We start from the raw sequence: 16,829 nt of genomic DNA, 5'->3' as shown, positions 1-16,829 counted from the left end.
GACCGCGCGGCGCTCGACGCGGTCCCACGCGCCCCTCACTCGCTCCACGCGTCGCGTTCGGGGTTGACGAGCCCCTCGCCCCGCTGGAACACCTCGGGATTGACCACGTTCCGGAGGTGCTCGCCGGTCAGCGCGCGGACGATCTCCTCGCGGCCGATGGCGACGCAGCGCTCGTTCGCGCGCGGCGACATTCCGCCGTGGTGCGGCGAGCAGACGATCCGGTCGCACGCGAGCGCGGGCGTGTCCGTCGGCGGTTCCGTCTCGAAGACGTCCAGCCCGGCGGCGTAGATCGCCCCCTCCTCGACCGCCTCGACCAGCGCCGCCTCGTCGACGATGGGCCCGCGGGCGGTGTTGACGAGCACGGCGTCCGCGGCCATGCGCTCGAACTCCGGCGTCGAGAACAGCCCTCGCGTCTCCGCGGTGAGCGGCGCGTGGATCGAGACGCACGCCGCGCGGTCGAGCAGGTCCGCGAAGGTGACGCGCTCGACGCCGAACGCCTCGAACACGTCGTCGTCGACGTAGGGGTCGTACGCGATCACGTCCATGTCCAGTCCGCGGGCCATCGGCACCGCGGCGCGGCCGATCCGCCCGAAGCCGACGATCCCGAACGTCCGGCCGTACATCGGGTTGATCGGCCGGCGCTCCCCCCACCCCTCGGACTCGCGCACGTCGCGGTCGGCGTGGACGATCTCGTGCGCGGCCGCGTGCATCAGCGCGATCGCGTGGCTCGCCACGTCGTCGTTCCCGTACCCCGGCACGTTCGAGACGGGGATCCCGTGCTCGCTCGCGGCCGCCACGTCCACGTTGTCGAACCCCGCGCCGTTGCGCATGATCAGCCGGCAGTCGCCCATCGCCTCGATCGCCGCCCGCGAGATCGGCGCCTTGAACGTCACCACCACGTCCGCGTCCCGACAGGCCGCGACCACCTCCGCCTCCGTCTCCGCCTCGACCGCGACGAGTTCGCCCCCCGCCGCCTCGACCGCCTCGCGGTAGGGTTCCTGATCCGTGAATCGCCGATCCGTGAGTACGACGCGCATGGGTAGGTGGTCGTCGGTGACGGCTTATAGGCTTGTGAGGCGGGGAGTTTGAAGGGTATCTCATCAGTACATGCTGGGTGCATAACTCACCACTCAGAACTACCATAACCAGTGTGCTACTGTGAAGTGAGCCTAGACCAATCTCCGGCAATGTTCTGGCAGAAGAGAAGTCCGAGTCATAGTTTACCCGCTTACGGATCTATGAGTCCGTTTCAAATATCAAACCCAATACCATTAAACCTATTACGAGATACGCCTCTCAACTCAGGCGAATAATGATCCTTCCTTGGTGGGCGATTCTAACTACCGGTATAGCGATTTTAGTCTTGGTAATTCTATTCCTAGGTCTCCGATTGATATTCAATTCAACGCAGGAAGCAGCGGTCAAAACCTTCACTATTCTGTTTATCGCTATACTCTTTCCGCTTGGGTGGATTACGAAATCCGTCAAACTTGTCGGTCGTATTTTTCCAGTCTCAGAGTGGAGTACGACCGCTTTTGAATACTATCCGGGAATCTGGTTTGGTGAAAAGGTACGTGCGGATTTTGTGGATCGAGGAGAACAATATCTCAACAGTGAGGTCGTGCAACTTGAAAAAGAAAGAGATGAGAAGCAGTTACGAGACTATATTGAGAAGACGCACGAGGTTTCGGGCAGATTAATATCGAATGGGGAGGCCGTGTTTGCATTTTCTATCGCAATTGCAGGAGTATTCTCAGGAACACCAGGGTACGTAATGGCTGCACTTTCAGTTGGATTACTGATAATCGTCGCAGCGAGGTTAACGACCATGGAGTCGCTTCTATACGATATTCCCAAATCGGGAGTAGGTGTGAATCGACTCGAAATGATTCTTGCATGGAACGAAGGGATAGTGAACAACGATTTCCTTCTCAGGAATGTTCTTATTCTTCGGATTATGTATGATGTTGATGGGCGATTGTACGAGCATTATTTATATAGTGTGATGGACAAGTCCGTTGCCGGAGTCAACATGAGTAAGAAAGGTACTGTTCACAATCTTCTCCGGCCATTCATTACGATTCTTGAAGCAAGAATGAGAGATGTAAGCCCCAGAGAACTGAGTAATGAGAAATACGGTGAAAACGTTCTGGAGAACCTCAGGACAGCATCTATTGATGATTCCGAGTCAAACTGACAATATCTCCGTGGATCTTCTCTCTCTTGACCCGGAATGAAGGATTGGCGCATTGAGGTGGCGACTTCTAGTCTCAATACTCTAAAATCTGTCAGGCCAGCAGAGGTCCTTACTGACGAAGCACCACAGACAGTGGGATAAAGTGCGTGAGGCGTCCAACAGTCTCCTAGGGACCGGAAATGCGGAAGAACCTCTGTACTCCGGAGGGGAGCGTTTCTTAGAGAAAGGGTGTTTAAGTTATGGGTTGGGGCGGATTCGAACCGCCGGCCTGCTCCGTGTGAAGGAGCCGTCATAACCGGGCTAGACCACCAACCCGCGTGCATCACTTCGTACCCGAGGCCGAGACTTAAGGGTTACTTTGTCGTGGGACAGATCGTGACGTCGGAGTCCGCCGACGACCCCGAGGCCGAGACTTAAGGGTTACTTCTCGCGGGGGACTGAAGGGCGCGGCCGTCCATCGGTCACGCATGACCCACGAACTGGAGTTCGCGGAGCGGGCGCGGCAGGCGGTCGCGGGCCTGCTCCACGCGCCGCTGTCGCTCGTCGGCCTCTACGCTGAGCGGGCGACGCCGCGGGATCAGTACGCCTGCACGCTCGCGATGCCGCACGAGGAGGTCGAGGCGCTGCTCCACCGCCTCGGCTTCGTCCGCAACCTGCTCTCCTCGCTGAAGTACCGCGCGTACGCCACGGACCCGGAGGTGACCGAGGCGAGTTGGGCGTGGTACCCCGAGGGCGCGCTGTGGAGCGACCACCAGCTTCACCTCGCGCTGTACGTCGGCCCCGACCGCGACACGACCGACGTGTACGCGCACTGGGAGCCGTCGTGGATCCGCCACCCGATCCGCCACTATCGGGCGGAGTCGGTCGACGCGGCGGAGGGCATCCGCCGGTTCAGAACCCTCCTCCGCGAGAACGAGGTCCCGTTCGACGTCCGCGGGGTGGACGAGCGCTACGGCCCCGACGCGGCGGCCGGGACTCGGGAGTGAGACGCGGGCGGGTCGCCGCGGCGGGGCGGTCGCGGATTACTCGCCGTCCGCGTCCGCGGACTCGCCGCGACCGCGGTAGTTGTCGAGCTTCTCGCGCGCGCTCGCGACCGCCTCGCGGGCCTCGCCCTCCGCGCGCTGCTCGAGCTCCTTCAGGTCGGCCATGATGGCGTCCACGCGGGAGGGCTCCGGCTCCTCCTCGTCGCCCACGATGTCGCGGACGCGCTGCTCGACCGGCTCCAGCTCCTCTTTCACGCCCTCCTTGGCGTGCTCGACCGCTCGTCCGAGGTAGTACCGCGCGTCTTCGAAGTGCTTGCTCATACCTGTCCTCTGGGCGGCAACAGATATAGCCCTTGTGGCGGGTCGCCGCCGCCTTCCCGGGAGGTGGGCGGAGGTCCCGCTACTCCTCGGGGATGGCCCCGCGCTCGCGGAGGTCCGCGAGGTCGGCGTCCCGGTAGCCGAACTCCCGGAGGACCGTCTCGGTGTGCTCGCCCAGCAGCGGGGGATGCTGGCGGTAGGTCGCGGGCGTCCGCGAGAACTTCATCGGCGATCCCGGCATCGTCACGCTGCCCGCGGTCGGGTGGTCCATCTCCACGCGCATCCCCCGCGCCTCGATCTGTGGGTCCGCGAACAGCTCCGCCATGTCGCGGACGTGGCTCGCGGGCACGTCGTGCGCCTCCAACGTCTCCACCGCCTCGGCGGTCGTCCACTCCGCGAACGCCGCGTCGAGCGCCGCGTCCAGCGCCTCGCGGTTCCGCACGCGGTCCGCGTTTGTCGCGAAGCGCTCGTCGGCCAGCAGGTCCGGGCGGTCCAGCGCCTCGCAGAGCCGCTCCCAGAAGGCGTTCGACGTACACGCGACGACGACGTAGCCGTCCGCGGTCTCGAACGCCTGGTACGGCGCGATGGTCGGGTGCTTGCTCCCCATCCGGCCCGGCGGGTCGCCCGAGGCGAAGTAGTTGGTCGCCATGTAGCTCATCCACGCCGCCTGCCCGTCGAGCAGGCTCACGTCGACCTTCTGGCCCGTCCCGTCGCCCAACTCGCGCTCTAAAAGCGCCGCGAGGATCGCCTGCGTGGCGTACATCCCCGCGCCGACGTCCGCGAGCGCGACGCCCACGCGGACGGGCGCGCCCCCCTCGACGCCCGTGATCGACATCAGGCCGCCCCGCGCCTGCATCATGATGTCGTAGGCGGGCTTGTCGCGGTCGGGCCCCCACTCGCCGTACCCCGAGATGCCGCAGTAGACGAGGCCGGGGTTCTCCGCCGCGAGGTCGGGGTAGTCGAGGCCCCAGTCGGCCATCTTGCCGACGCGGAAGTTCTCCACGAGCACGTCCGCCTCGCTCGCGAGGTCGCGGAACACCTCGCGGCCCGCCTCGCTCGCGAGGTTCAACTCGACCGAGCGCTTGTTCCGGTTGACGCTGACGTAGTAGGCGCTCTCGCCGGGATCGTCCGCGTCGGCTCCCGCCCGCCCGTCGGCCGCGTCGAACGTCGGGGGGTACCAGTCCCGCGTCTGGTCGCCCGTCCCCGGTCGCTCGACCTTGATCACGTCCGCGCCGAGATCGCCCAGCTGCATCGTACAGAACGGCCCCACCAGCACGCGCGAGGCGTCGAGCACCGTCACGCCCGAGAGCGGCCCCTCGTCCGTCTCCGGATCGCGGGCCTCACCGACCATCGTGGCTCACCATGGTCGGGGATTTCGCCCGGCCGGCCAAAGCCTTTCGCCGAGAGATCGACCGCGGGCGCCAGCGCCACACAAAAGCGTTCGGAACGCGGCGGCGGCCGGCCCCAGCGACAACGGTTATGCCACACGCGGCGAATGACGCCGTATGGACCTACAGATCGACGGGAACGTCGCGCTCACGACCGCATCGAGCAGCGGACTCGGCTTCGCCTCCGCGCAGGCGCTCGTCCGCGAGGGCGTCAACGTCGTCATCAACGGTCGCGACGAGGACCGACTCGCGGACGCCGCCGCGGACCTCCGCGCGGAGGCCGCCGGCGACGCGACCGTCCACCCCGTACAGGGCGACCTCACCGACCCGGACGACATCCAGCGACTCGTCGACGAGACGCTCGAGGAGTTCGGCCGACTCGACCACCTCGTCACGTCCGCGGGCGGCCCGCCCTCGGGCCCGTTCCTCGAAACGGACGACGAGGACTGGGAGAACGCGTACGAACTGCTCGTGATGAGCGTCGTCCGCCTCACCCGCGCGGCCGCCGATCCCCTGCAGGAGGGCGACGGCGGCACCATCGTCAACATCACCTCCCGCTCCGTGAAGGAGGCCATCGACGGGCTCGTCCTCTCGAACTCCGTGCGCATGAGCGTCATCGGGCTGGAGAAGACGCTCTCGCAGGAGCTCGCGCCCGACGTACGCGCCAACGCCGTCCTCCCCGGTCCCCACGAGACGAGCCGCATCGAGGACCTCGTGAACGCCGCCGTCGAGCGCGGGGAGTACGACTCCTACGAGGAGGGGCTCCAGGAGTGGGCGAACAACCCCCTCGACCGCATCGGCGACCCCATCGAACTCGGGAACACGGTCGCGTTCCTCTCCTCGCCGAAGTCCGGCTTCATCACCGGGCAGTCCGTCGTCATCGACGGCGGCGCCGGCAACGCAAACCTCTGAGCGGCGGTTCCGGTCGAAATCGGTGAGGGATAGCCACGCCTTTCCGTGTGGTCTGGAACGAAGTCCCATGGGAATTCTCGATGCGTTCGGTTCGTTAGCCAGTGCGCTCGTCGCAGGATTCGTCATGCTCGCGTTCGCGATCTTGAGCCTGTTCATCACGGTGTTCGTCGTGGACGTCGCCGCGTCGATCGCCGGGTTGAGCCCGGACGACGGCTTCGTCGTGCTCGGAGCGACCGTCCTCGCCGGAACGGCGATCCTCGCGGGCGGCGTCGGCTTCGCGAACCCCGAGACCCAGACGTAAGCCGGCACCCGTACCGACGATCGTTCTTCGTACCCTCCTCCGATTCCGTCCGTCCCCGCCGAGCCGCGTGGCTCTTTCCGACGTTTTTGATCGGTCCATCGGACGTTCGCTATCGTGACCGCCGGTTTATCCGATCGACCGCGGCGAGGAACCCGGGCGACCGCAACCGCTTTTGTCGCCACACGCCACCACCCTGCATGGATCATGTGTCGTTCGACGACGCCGAGACGTACGAACCGGACGAGGGCTGGCAGCGGGCCGCGCTCGCAGGCAGCGACCGCTTCTCCTTCGAGTGGTTCGAGAAGCCGCCGGGCCACTCCTCGCCGATGCACGACCACGAGAACGAGCAGGTCTGCGTCTGTCTGGAGGGGGAGCTGACGGTTCACACCGAGACGGAGACCGTCACGCTCGCCGCCTACGACTCCGTCCACCTCGACGCGTGGGAGTCCCACCGCGTCGAGAACGCGGGCGACGAGCGCGCGGTCGGGCTGGACGTGTTCGCGCCCGGCCGCGGCTTCGAGTTCTGGACCGACCGGGAGGAGTGATGTCCGGCGAGACACACCGGATCGCCCGGACGGTCGAGGGGCGGCCCCTCCTCGGAAACGCCGAGGGGTTCGCTCCGCTCTCCGCGGCCGACTACTCCGCGGACGCGACGACGACCGACGCCCTCGCGGCCGCCGCGACCGGTGACCTACCTCCGATGTCGGCGCTCCCCGCGAGGCCCCGCCCGACTGAGCACGTCCGGTTCGCGGCGCCGTTCGACCCCGGAAAGCTCTGGGGGATCGGGCTCAACTACGCCGACCACGCGGCGGATCTGGACGAGGTCCGGCCCGAGGAGCCGGCGAGCTTTCTGAAACCCGCGACGACGGTCACCGCCCCCGGTGGTCCGATCCGACTCCCGCCGCGGGACGTCTCCGACCGCGTCACCGCCGAGGCGGAACTCGGCGTGGTCATCGGCCGCACCTGCAAGGGCGTCGACGAGGCCGACTTCGCGGACGTGGTCGCGGGGTTCGTCCCGGTCATCGACATGACCGCCGAGGACATCCTCCAGCGCAACCCCCGGTTCCTCACGCGCGCGAAGAGCTTCGACTCCTTCCTCGTCGTCGGCCCGTGGGTGTCCGCGCCCGCGAGCGTCGACCGACTGGCCGAGACGACCGTCCGCACGGTGATCAACGACGAGGTGATCGCCGAGAACACGCTCGACCGGATGCTGTTCTCGCCGCCGGAACTCGTCTCGTTTCACTCCGAGGTGATGACGCTGGAGCCCGGCGACCTGATCAACACCGGCACGCCGGGCGCAGGCGTCATCGAGGACGGGGACACCGTCCGCGCCGAAGTCGACGGCGTCGGCGTCCTCGAGGCCGACGTCGTCCGCGAGTCGTAGAGGTCTCACACCTCCTGCGGAGCTTCTCCGACCGGACCTTCTGTCGGCGGAGCGAGCGTCAGCCACCGATTCTGTATCGCACTATGTCGTTTATCTGATCGGCGGCGGTCGGCGGATCCGGACGATTCTCGGCGAGTTCGTCGGAGATCCTCCGAAATCGGGTCCGATCGACGGCGCGAGAGGAACGGTTGAGCCGCGGCGCACGGGACAGCGCACCCTGCCCGCCTACGTAGCGCCCCGTACCGAGACGCGTGCCGCGGTCGCCGGGAGGTGGACGCTCGTCCTCCGACCGATCGGTGATGCCGTGGCGACCGTGCGGTGACTTGTCCGTCGACCCGTAGCCCCCACGCGTGCGCGTGTGAGAGTTACTCCTCCCTCACTCCCCCGTCTCGACAGGCCGGAGACACGGCCGCCCGCGTTCGGTCCGCGCGGACGCCCGTTCCGGCGTCGTCACTCCCGGGGTCGAGGCGTCGAAGAAGGGGACCGCCGCTATGCGGGGAGCGTGCTGATGCCGTTGATCCGCACGAACCCGTAGCCGCACTCCGGACAGCGCCACTTCGTCTTCTCGCCGAGGTGGAGGTTCATCGCCGCCGACCGGTAGAACGAGCGCGTCTCCTCGCAGTTGGGACAGTCGACCTCCGCTTCGAGGCTCATACGCGGACGTGCACGCGGCGGGAAATTGAAGATGTTGGTTCGGTGCCGGCCGCGTCGCGAAAAGCCGACGATCGGCAGTCTATAAATCGTATATCGAGATACACAAGGTTTCTGTGACCGTTTTTCTGGAGGGGCGTGGCTGGGTGGGCTCTACGGGCAAGATCGATGGGCCGATTCTCGTCACTCTTCTGCGGCGGTCCGTTCCTCGGTGACGAACGCTTCGAGGACGGACGCCGTGTCCCCGCTTCGCGAGAGGACGGTGACGATGTCGTCCGCTCGGACAGTGGTCGTCCCGTGCGGCGTGAGGACGCGATCGCCGCGCTCGATGGCGATGATCAGGGCATCGTCGTCGAGGAGCCCCTCCTGAACGGCCGCCTCGAGCGTGAGTCCGACGATGGGTGCGTCCTCCGAGACCGTCACATCGACGACGTTCGCGTCGCCCGCGAGACTGATGAAGTCGGTGGCGTCGGTGGTGGGCGGTTCGTCGTCGGGGCCGAACGGCGCGTAGGCCCCGTCGGTCTCGCTCTCGATCAGCGTCTCGTCCTCGATCTCGATCCCCAGTTTCGAGAGCGCGCGCGTGATGCGCCGGAGTGACTCGGTGTTCTCTCCCACCGCCAGGACGTGGAGGTTTCGTCGCCCGGTCATCAGTTCGCGGACGTTGATGACGCCGGGAACCGCGAGCGCTTCCCGCGCCAGCGCCTTTCGCTCGGAGACCGGCGCGTTGCACACGTAGAGGTTCGTCAACTGCCCCTCCGCGCGTTCGAAGTCGATCCCGGCGGTGTAGCCGCGGATGATGCCGTGTTCCTCGAGCTGGTCGATCCGGTTCCGGACCGTACCGGCCGAGACGTTCACCTGCTCTGCGATCGTCGGCGCGGACGTGGTTCGGGCGTCGCGCATCAGCTCGTAGATGATGCGCCGATCAATGTCGTCGAGCCGGTAGTCCATACGGCGCGTACCACGGGGATCCACTTTATCCCGCGGTTCAGTATGACGCCGATTCAGCCAGGGAAGTGCACACGTGTTACTGAATCAAAAATATAACCCGGTCATTTCTGCTCATCGAGTAATTCTATCGGAACGATTATATTCGACGTCTCCGACGGTCCGACAATGACTCTCGTCGAAGCGATCGAACGCAGCGTGGGGTGGACAGCCGCTCGTTCCGTTCCCGACGATCGTGACCACAGTCCGAGACCGACCGTGGAGACGGGGCGGCTACGAATCGTCCGGGGGGTGCGGTGACGTGGCGCTTCTCGACCACGTGCTGCTCCCGGTCGCGAGCGAGTCGGACGCACGAGCGACGTGTGACGCGCTTCGCCCGCACGTGGACCGCATCCAGCGGGTCACCGCTCTCCACGTGATCGAGAAGGGCGGCGGGACCATGGACAAGGCGCCGCTGGAGAAGCGGCGCGAGGACGCGGCCGCCTGCCTCGCGGTCGTCGAGGCGGCCCTCGCGAGCGAGGTTGCCGTGGACACGCGGACGGCGTTCGGAACGGACGTCGTCGAGACGATCTTCGACGAGGCGGCGTCCGTCGGTGCGACCGCGGTCGTCGTACGTCCGCGGGGCGGGAGCCGGCTCGTTCAGTTCGTCGCCGGCGATACCGCGGTGAAGCTCGTCACGGACCCAGCGGTTCCGGTGATCTCGCTCCCGGGCCTCGGCGCGGAGGACCACGGATGACCGACGAAGAACTGGCGAAGGACCTGGGGTTGGTCTCGGCGATGACCATCGGGATCGGAACGATGATCGGCGCCGGCATCTTCGTGCTCCCCGGCGTCGCCGCGCAGGCGGCGGGCCCCATCGTCGTGGTCTCGTTCGTGGTCGGCGGGCTCGTGGCGATGGTCAACGCCCTCTCCGTCTCCGAGCTCGGCACGGCGATGCCGAAGGCCGGCGGCGGCTACTACTACGTGAACCGGGCGCTCGGTCCCCTGTTCGGCTCGATCGCCGGGATGGGCGACTGGATGGGGCTCGCGTTCGCCTCCGCGTTCTACAGCATCGGGTTCGGTCAGTACCTCGCCACGCTGGCGCCGATGCCGAGCGTGCTGTTCCTCACTGACGTGCAGGTCGGCGCGCTGTTCGCGGGCGCCGCGTTCGTCCTCGTGAACTACGTCGGCGCGAAGGAGACCGGCGGGGTGCAGACGGTCATCGTGACGCTGCTTCTGGGGATCCTGACGCTGTTCGCAGTCCGCGGCTGGCTCGCGTTCGACGCCGCGACCCTGCTCGGCACTGACGGCGTCGCGCCGATGGGCTACGGGGCCATTCTACCGGGGACGGCTCTCGTATTCGTTTCCTTCCTCGGGTACGCGAAGATCGCCACGGTCGCCGAGGAGCTGAAGAACCCGGGCAGAAACCTCCCGATCGCCGTCATCGGAAGCGTGGCGATCGTGACCGTCATCTACGCCGTGCTCGTGTCGATCATGCTCGGCGTCGTGCCGTGGACCGATCTCAGCACCAGCGCGCCGCTGACGCAGGCGACGGAGGTCGCATTCGCGGGCGAGTACGGGGCGATCGCGGTGGGGATAGTCACCGTCGGGGCGCTCCTGGCGACGGCCTCGAGCGCCAACGCCTCGATCCTCGCGTCCGCGCGGATCAACTTCGCGATGGGGCGAGACGGCATCGTCACCGACTGGCTCAACGACATCCACCCGAAGTTCGCGACGCCGTACCGGTCCATCGTGGTGACGGGCGCGATGATCCTCGCGTTCATCGCGCTGCTCGGACAGGACCTCGAGGTGCTGTCGAAGGCGGCGAGCGTGCTCCACCTCGTCGTCTACGCGCTGATGAACGCCGCTCTGATCGTCTTCCGGGAGACGGACGCGCCCGAGTACGACCCTGACTTCACCGTCCCGCTCTATCCGGTGACGCCGATCCTCGGGGTGGTGCTCTCGCTCGGGCTGCTCGCGTTCGTCGGGCTCCGCGAGCTCGCCCTCTCGGCCGTCTTCGTTGTCGGCTCCGTGCTGTGGTACGTCGCCTACGCGAACCGCCATACGGAGGGACAGGGGCTGCTCGGTCGTCACGTCTCGGCGGGCACGCAGGGCGAGGAGTCGGTCGCCACGACGCCGGACGCGGACGCGGGGCCGACGGTCATGGTCGCGCTCTCGAACCCGCGCACTGAGGGGCCGCTGATGACGCTCGCCGGCGCGCTCGCGAAGGCGAAGGGGGGGACCGTGTTCGCGACGCACGTCGTGCAGGTCCCCGACCAGACGTCGCTGGCGGCCGCGGCCGAGCGCCGCCGGGGCGTGATGGACGAGTCCGAACGCCTGTTGGCCGAGGCCAGGGAGGACGCCGAACGGTTCGACGTCCCCGTCGAAACGCGGACGATCCTCTCCCACCAGGGCGTCGCGGAGGTGTTCGACGCCGCGCGGGACCACGAGGCCGACACCCTCATCATGGGCTACGGCGGCACGCGGCTGGCCGGCGGGCGCGCGGAGGGGACGCTCGACGAACTCGCGCAGAGCCTCCCGTGTGACGTGCTCGTGCTCAACGAGCGGTCGTTCGACCCGAGCGAGGTGCTGCTCCCGACCGCGGGCGGCTACTCCTCCGACCTGTCCGCGGAGGTCGCCCGCGCGCTCCGGGACGCGGTCGGCGCGAACGTCACGCTGCTGTACGTCGCCGACGACCGCGAGACGGGCCGGGCGTTCCTCGGCGAGTGGGCCGCCGAACACGACCTCGACGACGCGGAGATCCGCGTCGAGACGGGGGCGGTCGAACCGGCGATCAGAAGGGCCGCGGCCGACCGGACCCTCGTCGTCGTCGGGGCGACCGAACAGGGCTTGCTCTCGCGCGTTGTGCAGGGCTCCCTCGCGCTCTCGGTGCTCGAGAACCTCGACGCGTCGGTCCTGCTCGCGGAGCGCCCCACCTCGCGGTCCCTCCGCGAGCGGCTGTTCCGCTGACCGGCGCCCGGCTTGGGTTCCTCCGGCCGCCCCGGCCGGCCCCGGCCGGCTCCGGTGGCTACATGGGGCGTCTCCGCGAGTGAGCGAGCATGCCCGCTTTCACGACGGAGATCGACGTGCGGTTCCGGGACATCGACGCGATGGGCCACGTCAACAACGCGGTGTACGCCACCTACACGGAGCAGGCGCGGACGGACTACTTCAGGGAGGTGACCGACCGCGGTCTCGACGGGATCCCGAGCGTGCTGGCGACGCTGTCGGTGGACTTCCGGGCGCCCGTCACGCTGGAGGAGGGATCGGTGACCGTCTCGCTCGACGTGCCGGAGCTCGGCCGGTCGTCGATCCCGATGTCCTACGAGATCAGGACGGAGAAGGGCGTCGCGGCGGAGGCCGAGACGGTGCAGGTCATCGTCGACGAGGACGGCTCCTCGATGCCGATCCCCGACGATCTCCGGTCGGCGATCGAGGCGTATCACGACCTCTGAGCTTCGAGGGGCGGGTCGGATCCGTTAGGAGTCGGCTGTCCCCGCCTCGTCGTCCGCCTCGACCGCGGGGTCGTGGCGCTCGAACCACTCCGTCAGTTCGCGGACGCGGTGAGTCGCGCGCTCGGGGTCGCCGACGTTGTGGTGTTCCTCCGGATAGACGACGAGGCGCGCGGGGACGCCCCGCTTCTTGACGCTCACGTAGAGCTGTTCGGCCTGCGAGGGGGGACAGCGCCAGTCCTTCCCGCCAGCGGTGATCAGGAGGGGCGTGTCGATCGCGCCGGCGTCCGTGATCGAGGAGTGCTCGCGGTAGGCGTCGACGTTCTCCCACGGGAGTCCGAACTCCCACTGGTGCCAGTTGTGGTTGTCGTCCGTGCCGAACGTGGAGTAGAGGTCGTAGATCCCGTGTTCGGGCGCGGCCGCGGCGAACCGGTCCGTCCGCGTGACGATGTGGGCGGTCGTGATCCCCCCGTAGGAGAAGCCGGTGACGAACAGCCGGTCGGGGTCGGCGTAGCCGCGGTCGACGAGGTGCTCGACGCCGGAAATCACGTCGTCGGACTCGAGTTCGCCGCGGGAGCCGTTGAGCGCCTCCGCGAACTCGCTGCCGTAGGAGGTGGAGCCGCGGTAGTTGACGCGGATCACGACGTAGCCCCGCGAGCACCAGTAGGCGTGCGGGAAGTGGAACGTCGGCGCGTCGTAGGACATCGGGCCGCCGTGGATCGCCGCGACCGTCGGGGCCGGGTCGGGGTCGTCGGGGTCGAAGCCGGGCGGCCGGTAGACGACCGCCTCGACCGACTCGCCGTCCGAGTTCTCGAAGGCGACCCGCTCGCTCGTCGGCTGCTCGTGGGCGGTGAGGAACGACTCGTTGAGCAGCGAGAGCCGCCGGAGGTCCGCCTCGTCGGCGCCCGCGAGCGCGTCCGCGTCGACCGCGTACACGTCGGACCCGCCCTGGGGGCTGGAGAGGGTGCAGGCGACCGTGCCGCCGGCCATGTCGAACCGGCCGAGGGTGCGGTCGCGCCCCTGCGAGTCGAAGACGCGGACGGGCTCGTCGCGGTCCGCGCGCAGTTCGACGAGACGGGTCCAGCCCTCGTCGGCGACCGGGCAGACCAGCGTGTCCGCGTCGCGCCACCGCGGCGCGCCGAACCGCGCGACCGTGCGGTCGAGCGACCCGGAGACGGAGGCCGGCCCCGGGTCCGCCTCCCTCCCGTCGGTCGCGTCCGGGCCGTCCGCCGCGACGTACACCTCCGTCGGCTGGTACCAGTTCGTCGGGTTGCCGCCGGCGAACGCCACCCGGTCGCCGGAGGGGGACCACTCGGGGCTCGAGCAGCGCAGCGTCCCGCCCGTGAGCCGCCGCCTGTCGGTGCCGTCGGGCGCGATGGTGTACACGTCGGCGGCGAGGGTGTCGTCGGGGTCGGTCGCCTCGCCCGGCGGGTCCTCCCGGTCGACGGAGACGTACGCGATCCGGTCATTCGCGCCCCACGCCGGCTGGAGGCCCATGATCGGCTCCGAGGAGCCCGCGCCGTAGGCGTCGTCGAGTCTGGTCTCCTCGCCGGTCGCGGCGTCGACGACGAACAGGTAGGTGGTGACGGTGTCGGTGAAGCCCACGCCGTCGAACTTGTGTTGGAGGCGCTCCGTCTCGACCGGACCGCCCTCCTCGCGGGCGTCGAGGTACTCGCGCTCCTCGACGGTCGGGTCGCGCGCGGAGATGACGAGCCGCTCGCCCTCGGGCCCCCAGTCGAACTCGCGGACGCCCTCCTCGCGGTCGGTCACCTGCCGGGCGTCGCCGCCGAGCGCGAGGTCGAAGACCCACACCTGCGGCTTCGGCTCGTCGTCGCCGTTCGGGCCGTCGTTCTCGTCGTCGTCCGCTCCCCCCTCGGCGTCTTCCTCGCCCGTCTCTTCGTCCGCCTCCTCGTCCGCGTCGCGTCCGCGCCCGCGGTCGAGGTCATCCTCGCGCGCCGCGAGGAAGGCCAGCCGCTCGCCGTCGGGGGACCACGCGGGAGCGCGAGCGTCCGACGCGCGCGAGAGGCGGTGGGGGTCACGAGACCCGTCCGCGGGCGCGACGTACAGCGCGCTGTGGCGCTCGTCCGGGTCGGGGTGCATCTCGTCCGCCACGAACGCGACGCGGTCGCCGTCCGGCGAGACCGCCACGTCGTTCGGCATGCGGAGGTCGTGGTACGCATCGAGCGGGATGGGGTCGGGCATGGGGCGCCGTACCCGGGCCGCCCAATTGGGTGTTTGGGTGGCGGCGGGTTGCGTGCGTCCCGCTCGCGGCCGACTCGCGGCCGCGCCGGTCGGGGTCGGCACACGTCCGGCGACGGCGGGTCGATGCGGGTTCGGAACTCCCGGCTGATGTCAGATATAATATGACGTTGGATATAAGTGAGTCCGACTCGGTGTGCGTTCTGTGTCATCTGGTGACAAAAGTCACGTCCCTGTCAGGCGATCGGACGACGCGTCCGGTCGGGGGGCGGTCCGAGCCGACGGTGGTGTGGATCTGGAGCCGCCCCCGGTCGAGGGGTCCCGGGAGTACGCGACCGCGCTGGATCGGCTGACCCGGCTGGACCGGCAGCTCGGGTCGGATCCGGAATCGCTGGACCGGCCGGCGGTCGTTCAGGCGGTCGATCGGTTCCTTCGCGTCGACTATCGCGGCGGTGGCTACGCGTCGGGCCTCGTGGAGGCGGCGAGACTGATCGTCGAGTTCCGCCTCGGGGCCGAGGACCTCCCCGACGTCGACGTTCCGCGGAGTCCCCACGACGACCTCCTCGACTGGTGTCTGACGGCCGGTCGCGGGGACGCGTCCGGCGGCCTCGACGCGGACCGCTTCGAGTTCTGCATGGCGCGGTCGGAGTGGCGCCGGTTGCTGTTGCGGACGGTGGCCATCCACGGCGCGAGCGTCCCGCTGACCGACGACCAGATCGCTCGTCTCTCGACGCTGGACGTCGGTTCGGTGCCGGTCGTCCCCGTCGCGAGGGCGTTACGGGAGCGCGGGCGGCCGGACGCGGCTGCCGACCTGGTGGCCGAGGCGCTGGACGCCCGCACCTCGCTGCGGACGCCGGTCCCGCTGCTCGCGGTCGCGGACGACCTGGGCCTCGAGGAGCGATTTCGACGACATCTCCGGGGCAGCCTGAACCGCTGGGAGCCGGAACAGGGGGTCGACCGGCTGGAGTCGCTCGTGGAGTTCGGCCGCCGAGCGGAGTGCTACCCGGAGATCGTCCTCGCGGTCGAGCGGTGGCTCCGCGAGTGCGAGCCCGATCCGGCGGATATCGACGGGCGCCTGATCGCCGCCTCCATCGAGGCGCTGCTGTGCGGGACCGACACCGGCCGCGAGGACGCGCTCGAACTCTACCGAACGTACCTCTTCCCCGCGGCGGAGCTGTTCGACGTCGGCCCCGAGCTGTTCGAGGCGGCGGATGCGGCGGGGCGCCGGGAGATCGCGACCGACGTGTTGACCGCGTACGACGCCGACACCTACGTCTCGGGCGAGAGCGACCGAGAGACCGGGATGATGGCCGCCAGGGCGGCCGAAACCGACGAGCGCTGGCACGACGCGTTCGACGTCTGGGCGGCGCTGCTGGAGGACCATCCCGACCCGGCCGTGTGTCGGAACGCGGTCGAGAACAGGCTCCGGGTCGGCGACCTCGAGACCGCCGAGGAGTACGTCGAACGGCTCGAGGAGGAGTTCGGCCAGGAGGTCCGAGCGGCCCGGTTCCTCATGCGGATCGGGAGCCGGCGCAACAACGCCAGACGGGTGGTCGAGGTCGCGGAGTCGACCGACGGCGTCTTCCCCGACGCGTCGGAGGACGATGCCGAGGCCGTGGCGACGGCATACGTCGAGTCGCTCGCCGGCCTGGGTCGGTGGGAGCGGCTCGAGTCGTTCCTCGAGGACGACGCGGCGCTGTCGAACAGGGACCGCCGGTTCTACGACCGGCTGTCGAGGTTGATGCAGTACGTTCAGGAGGACGGTGCCGCCGTCGACGGGCAGACCGCGGTCGACGTCACGGAACGACTGCTGGCGGCGCCCATCGACACCTCGGAGCTACAGCTCCTGTTGAACCTCGGCGTCGTGCGGAAGGTGGCGGACCGGGTTCGCACGGAGCACCCGGACCTCGAGGAGCGGCTCGACGTCGTGGAGGGGTTAGTCGATATCCTGGTCTCGCTCCACGCCGAGCGGTTCATCGACGAACTGAGCGAGGCCGGCGTCGACACGGACGGCTTCGAACGGAACCTGGCGGAGTCCGACCTCAGACGGGGCGGACGGCAGCTGCTGACGGAGCTCGAACGGGAGGCCCGGCGCGCGGGCATCACGGAGGCACACTGAT

General features: G+C 68.3%; 16 protein-coding genes and 1 tRNA gene. 10 read left to right on the top strand and 7 right to left on the bottom strand.

Translation table 11 applies throughout. From position 1 onward, the window contains the following. Positions 1–35 precede the first annotated feature (35 nt). Positions 36–1,037 carry a C-terminal binding protein gene (locus tag ACZ432_RS04950; protein WP_426962930.1) on the bottom strand — a complete coding sequence of 334 codons (1,002 nt, stop codon included), beginning with the start codon at positions 1,035–1,037 and terminating at the stop codon, positions 36–38. Positions 1,038–1,312: 275 nt separating this feature from the next. Between ACZ432_RS04950 and ACZ432_RS04945 the strand changes: the two genes are divergently transcribed. Beyond that, positions 1,313–2,197 (top strand): hypothetical protein, encoded by an 885-nt coding sequence (locus ACZ432_RS04945; RefSeq protein WP_426962931.1) that lies wholly within the window; start codon positions 1,313–1,315, stop codon positions 2,195–2,197. A gap of 240 nt (positions 2,198–2,437) precedes the next feature. Here the strand turns inward: ACZ432_RS04945 and ACZ432_RS04940 are convergent. Then, positions 2,438–2,512, bottom strand: a tRNA-Val gene (locus tag ACZ432_RS04940). A 152-nt stretch (positions 2,513–2,664) separates the two neighbouring features. Here ACZ432_RS04940 and ACZ432_RS04935 point away from each other — a divergent pair. Then, entirely contained in the window at positions 2,665–3,183 is a 519-nt protein-coding gene (locus ACZ432_RS04935) for a hypothetical protein (RefSeq protein ID WP_426962932.1), read from the top strand. 36 nt (positions 3,184–3,219) lie between these two features. Here ACZ432_RS04935 and ACZ432_RS04930 read toward each other — a convergent pair whose 3' ends face one another. Both ACZ432_RS04930 and ACZ432_RS04925 read right to left on the bottom strand, forming a co-directional pair. Further along, the gene (locus ACZ432_RS04930) at positions 3,220–3,501 is read right to left on the bottom strand and encodes a DUF7553 family protein (RefSeq protein ID WP_426962933.1); all 282 of its coding nucleotides are present in this window, start codon (positions 3,499–3,501) and stop codon (positions 3,220–3,222) included. 79 nt (positions 3,502–3,580) lie between these two features. After that, positions 3,581–4,849, bottom strand: coding sequence for a CaiB/BaiF CoA transferase family protein (locus ACZ432_RS04925; protein WP_426962934.1), 1,269 nt, complete (start codon positions 4,847–4,849; stop codon positions 3,581–3,583). 154 nt (positions 4,850–5,003) lie between these two features. On the opposite strand from ACZ432_RS04925, the gene ACZ432_RS04920 reads away from it, so the two are divergent. From ACZ432_RS04920 to ACZ432_RS04905, 4 genes are all read left to right on the top strand, one after another. Further along, positions 5,004–5,798 (top strand): SDR family oxidoreductase, encoded by a 795-nt coding sequence (locus ACZ432_RS04920; protein WP_426962935.1) that lies wholly within the window; start codon positions 5,004–5,006, stop codon positions 5,796–5,798. A gap of 67 nt (positions 5,799–5,865) precedes the next feature. Beyond that, positions 5,866–6,099 carry a hypothetical protein gene (locus ACZ432_RS04915; protein WP_426962937.1) on the top strand — a complete coding sequence of 78 codons (234 nt, stop codon included), beginning with the start codon at positions 5,866–5,868 and terminating at the stop codon, positions 6,097–6,099. A gap of 197 nt (positions 6,100–6,296) precedes the next feature. Then, on the top strand, positions 6,297–6,644 hold the full coding sequence (locus tag ACZ432_RS04910; RefSeq protein WP_426962938.1) for a cupin domain-containing protein: 348 nt from the start codon (positions 6,297–6,299) through the stop codon (positions 6,642–6,644). Continuing rightward, positions 6,644–7,483 carry a fumarylacetoacetate hydrolase family protein gene (locus ACZ432_RS04905; RefSeq protein ID WP_426962939.1) on the top strand — a complete coding sequence of 280 codons (840 nt, stop codon included), beginning with the start codon at positions 6,644–6,646 and terminating at the stop codon, positions 7,481–7,483. The genes ACZ432_RS04910 and ACZ432_RS04905 overlap by 1 nt, the downstream gene beginning before the upstream one ends. Positions 7,484–7,972: 489 nt before the next feature. Here the strand turns inward: ACZ432_RS04905 and ACZ432_RS04900 are convergent, their stop codons facing one another. Both ACZ432_RS04900 and ACZ432_RS04895 read right to left on the bottom strand, forming a co-directional pair. Further along, the gene (locus ACZ432_RS04900; RefSeq protein ID WP_176696591.1) at positions 7,973–8,137 is read right to left on the bottom strand and encodes a DUF7838 family putative zinc beta-ribbon protein; all 165 of its coding nucleotides are present in this window, start codon (positions 8,135–8,137) and stop codon (positions 7,973–7,975) included. Positions 8,138–8,317: 180 nt separating this feature from the next. Further along, complete coding sequence (locus ACZ432_RS04895; RefSeq protein ID WP_426962940.1) at positions 8,318–9,082, bottom strand: Lrp/AsnC family transcriptional regulator; 765 nt, start codon at positions 9,080–9,082, stop codon at positions 8,318–8,320. A gap of 298 nt (positions 9,083–9,380) precedes the next feature. On the opposite strand from ACZ432_RS04895, the gene ACZ432_RS04890 reads away from it, so the two are divergent. The 3 genes from ACZ432_RS04890 (at position 9,381) to ACZ432_RS04880 (ending at position 12,513) form a co-directional block, all read left to right on the top strand. Beyond that, positions 9,381–9,815 carry a universal stress protein gene (locus ACZ432_RS04890; protein ID WP_426962941.1) on the top strand — a complete coding sequence of 145 codons (435 nt, stop codon included), beginning with the start codon at positions 9,381–9,383 and terminating at the stop codon, positions 9,813–9,815. Beyond that, positions 9,812–12,028 carry an amino acid permease gene (locus ACZ432_RS04885; RefSeq protein ID WP_426962942.1) on the top strand — a complete coding sequence of 739 codons (2,217 nt, stop codon included), beginning with the start codon at positions 9,812–9,814 and terminating at the stop codon, positions 12,026–12,028. The genes ACZ432_RS04890 and ACZ432_RS04885 overlap by 4 nt, the downstream gene beginning before the upstream one ends. Before the next feature lie 89 nt (positions 12,029–12,117). Next, on the top strand, positions 12,118–12,513 hold the full coding sequence (locus ACZ432_RS04880) for an acyl-CoA thioesterase (RefSeq protein WP_426962943.1): 396 nt from the start codon (positions 12,118–12,120) through the stop codon (positions 12,511–12,513). A gap of 24 nt (positions 12,514–12,537) precedes the next feature. On the opposite strand, the gene ACZ432_RS04875 is transcribed toward ACZ432_RS04880, so the two are convergent. Beyond that, complete coding sequence (locus ACZ432_RS04875) at positions 12,538–14,712, bottom strand: S9 family peptidase (RefSeq protein WP_426962944.1); 2,175 nt, start codon at positions 14,710–14,712, stop codon at positions 12,538–12,540. Positions 14,713–14,998: 286 nt separating this feature from the next. On the opposite strand from ACZ432_RS04875, the gene ACZ432_RS04870 reads away from it, so the two are divergent. After that, positions 14,999–16,828 carry a hypothetical protein gene (locus tag ACZ432_RS04870; RefSeq protein WP_426962945.1) on the top strand — a complete coding sequence of 610 codons (1,830 nt, stop codon included), beginning with the start codon at positions 14,999–15,001 and terminating at the stop codon, positions 16,826–16,828. Position 16,829: the final 1 nt, after the last annotated feature.

This window comes from Haloparvum alkalitolerans (genome assembly GCF_055381565.1).
This window is presented reverse-complemented; position numbering and strand designations above follow the sequence as displayed.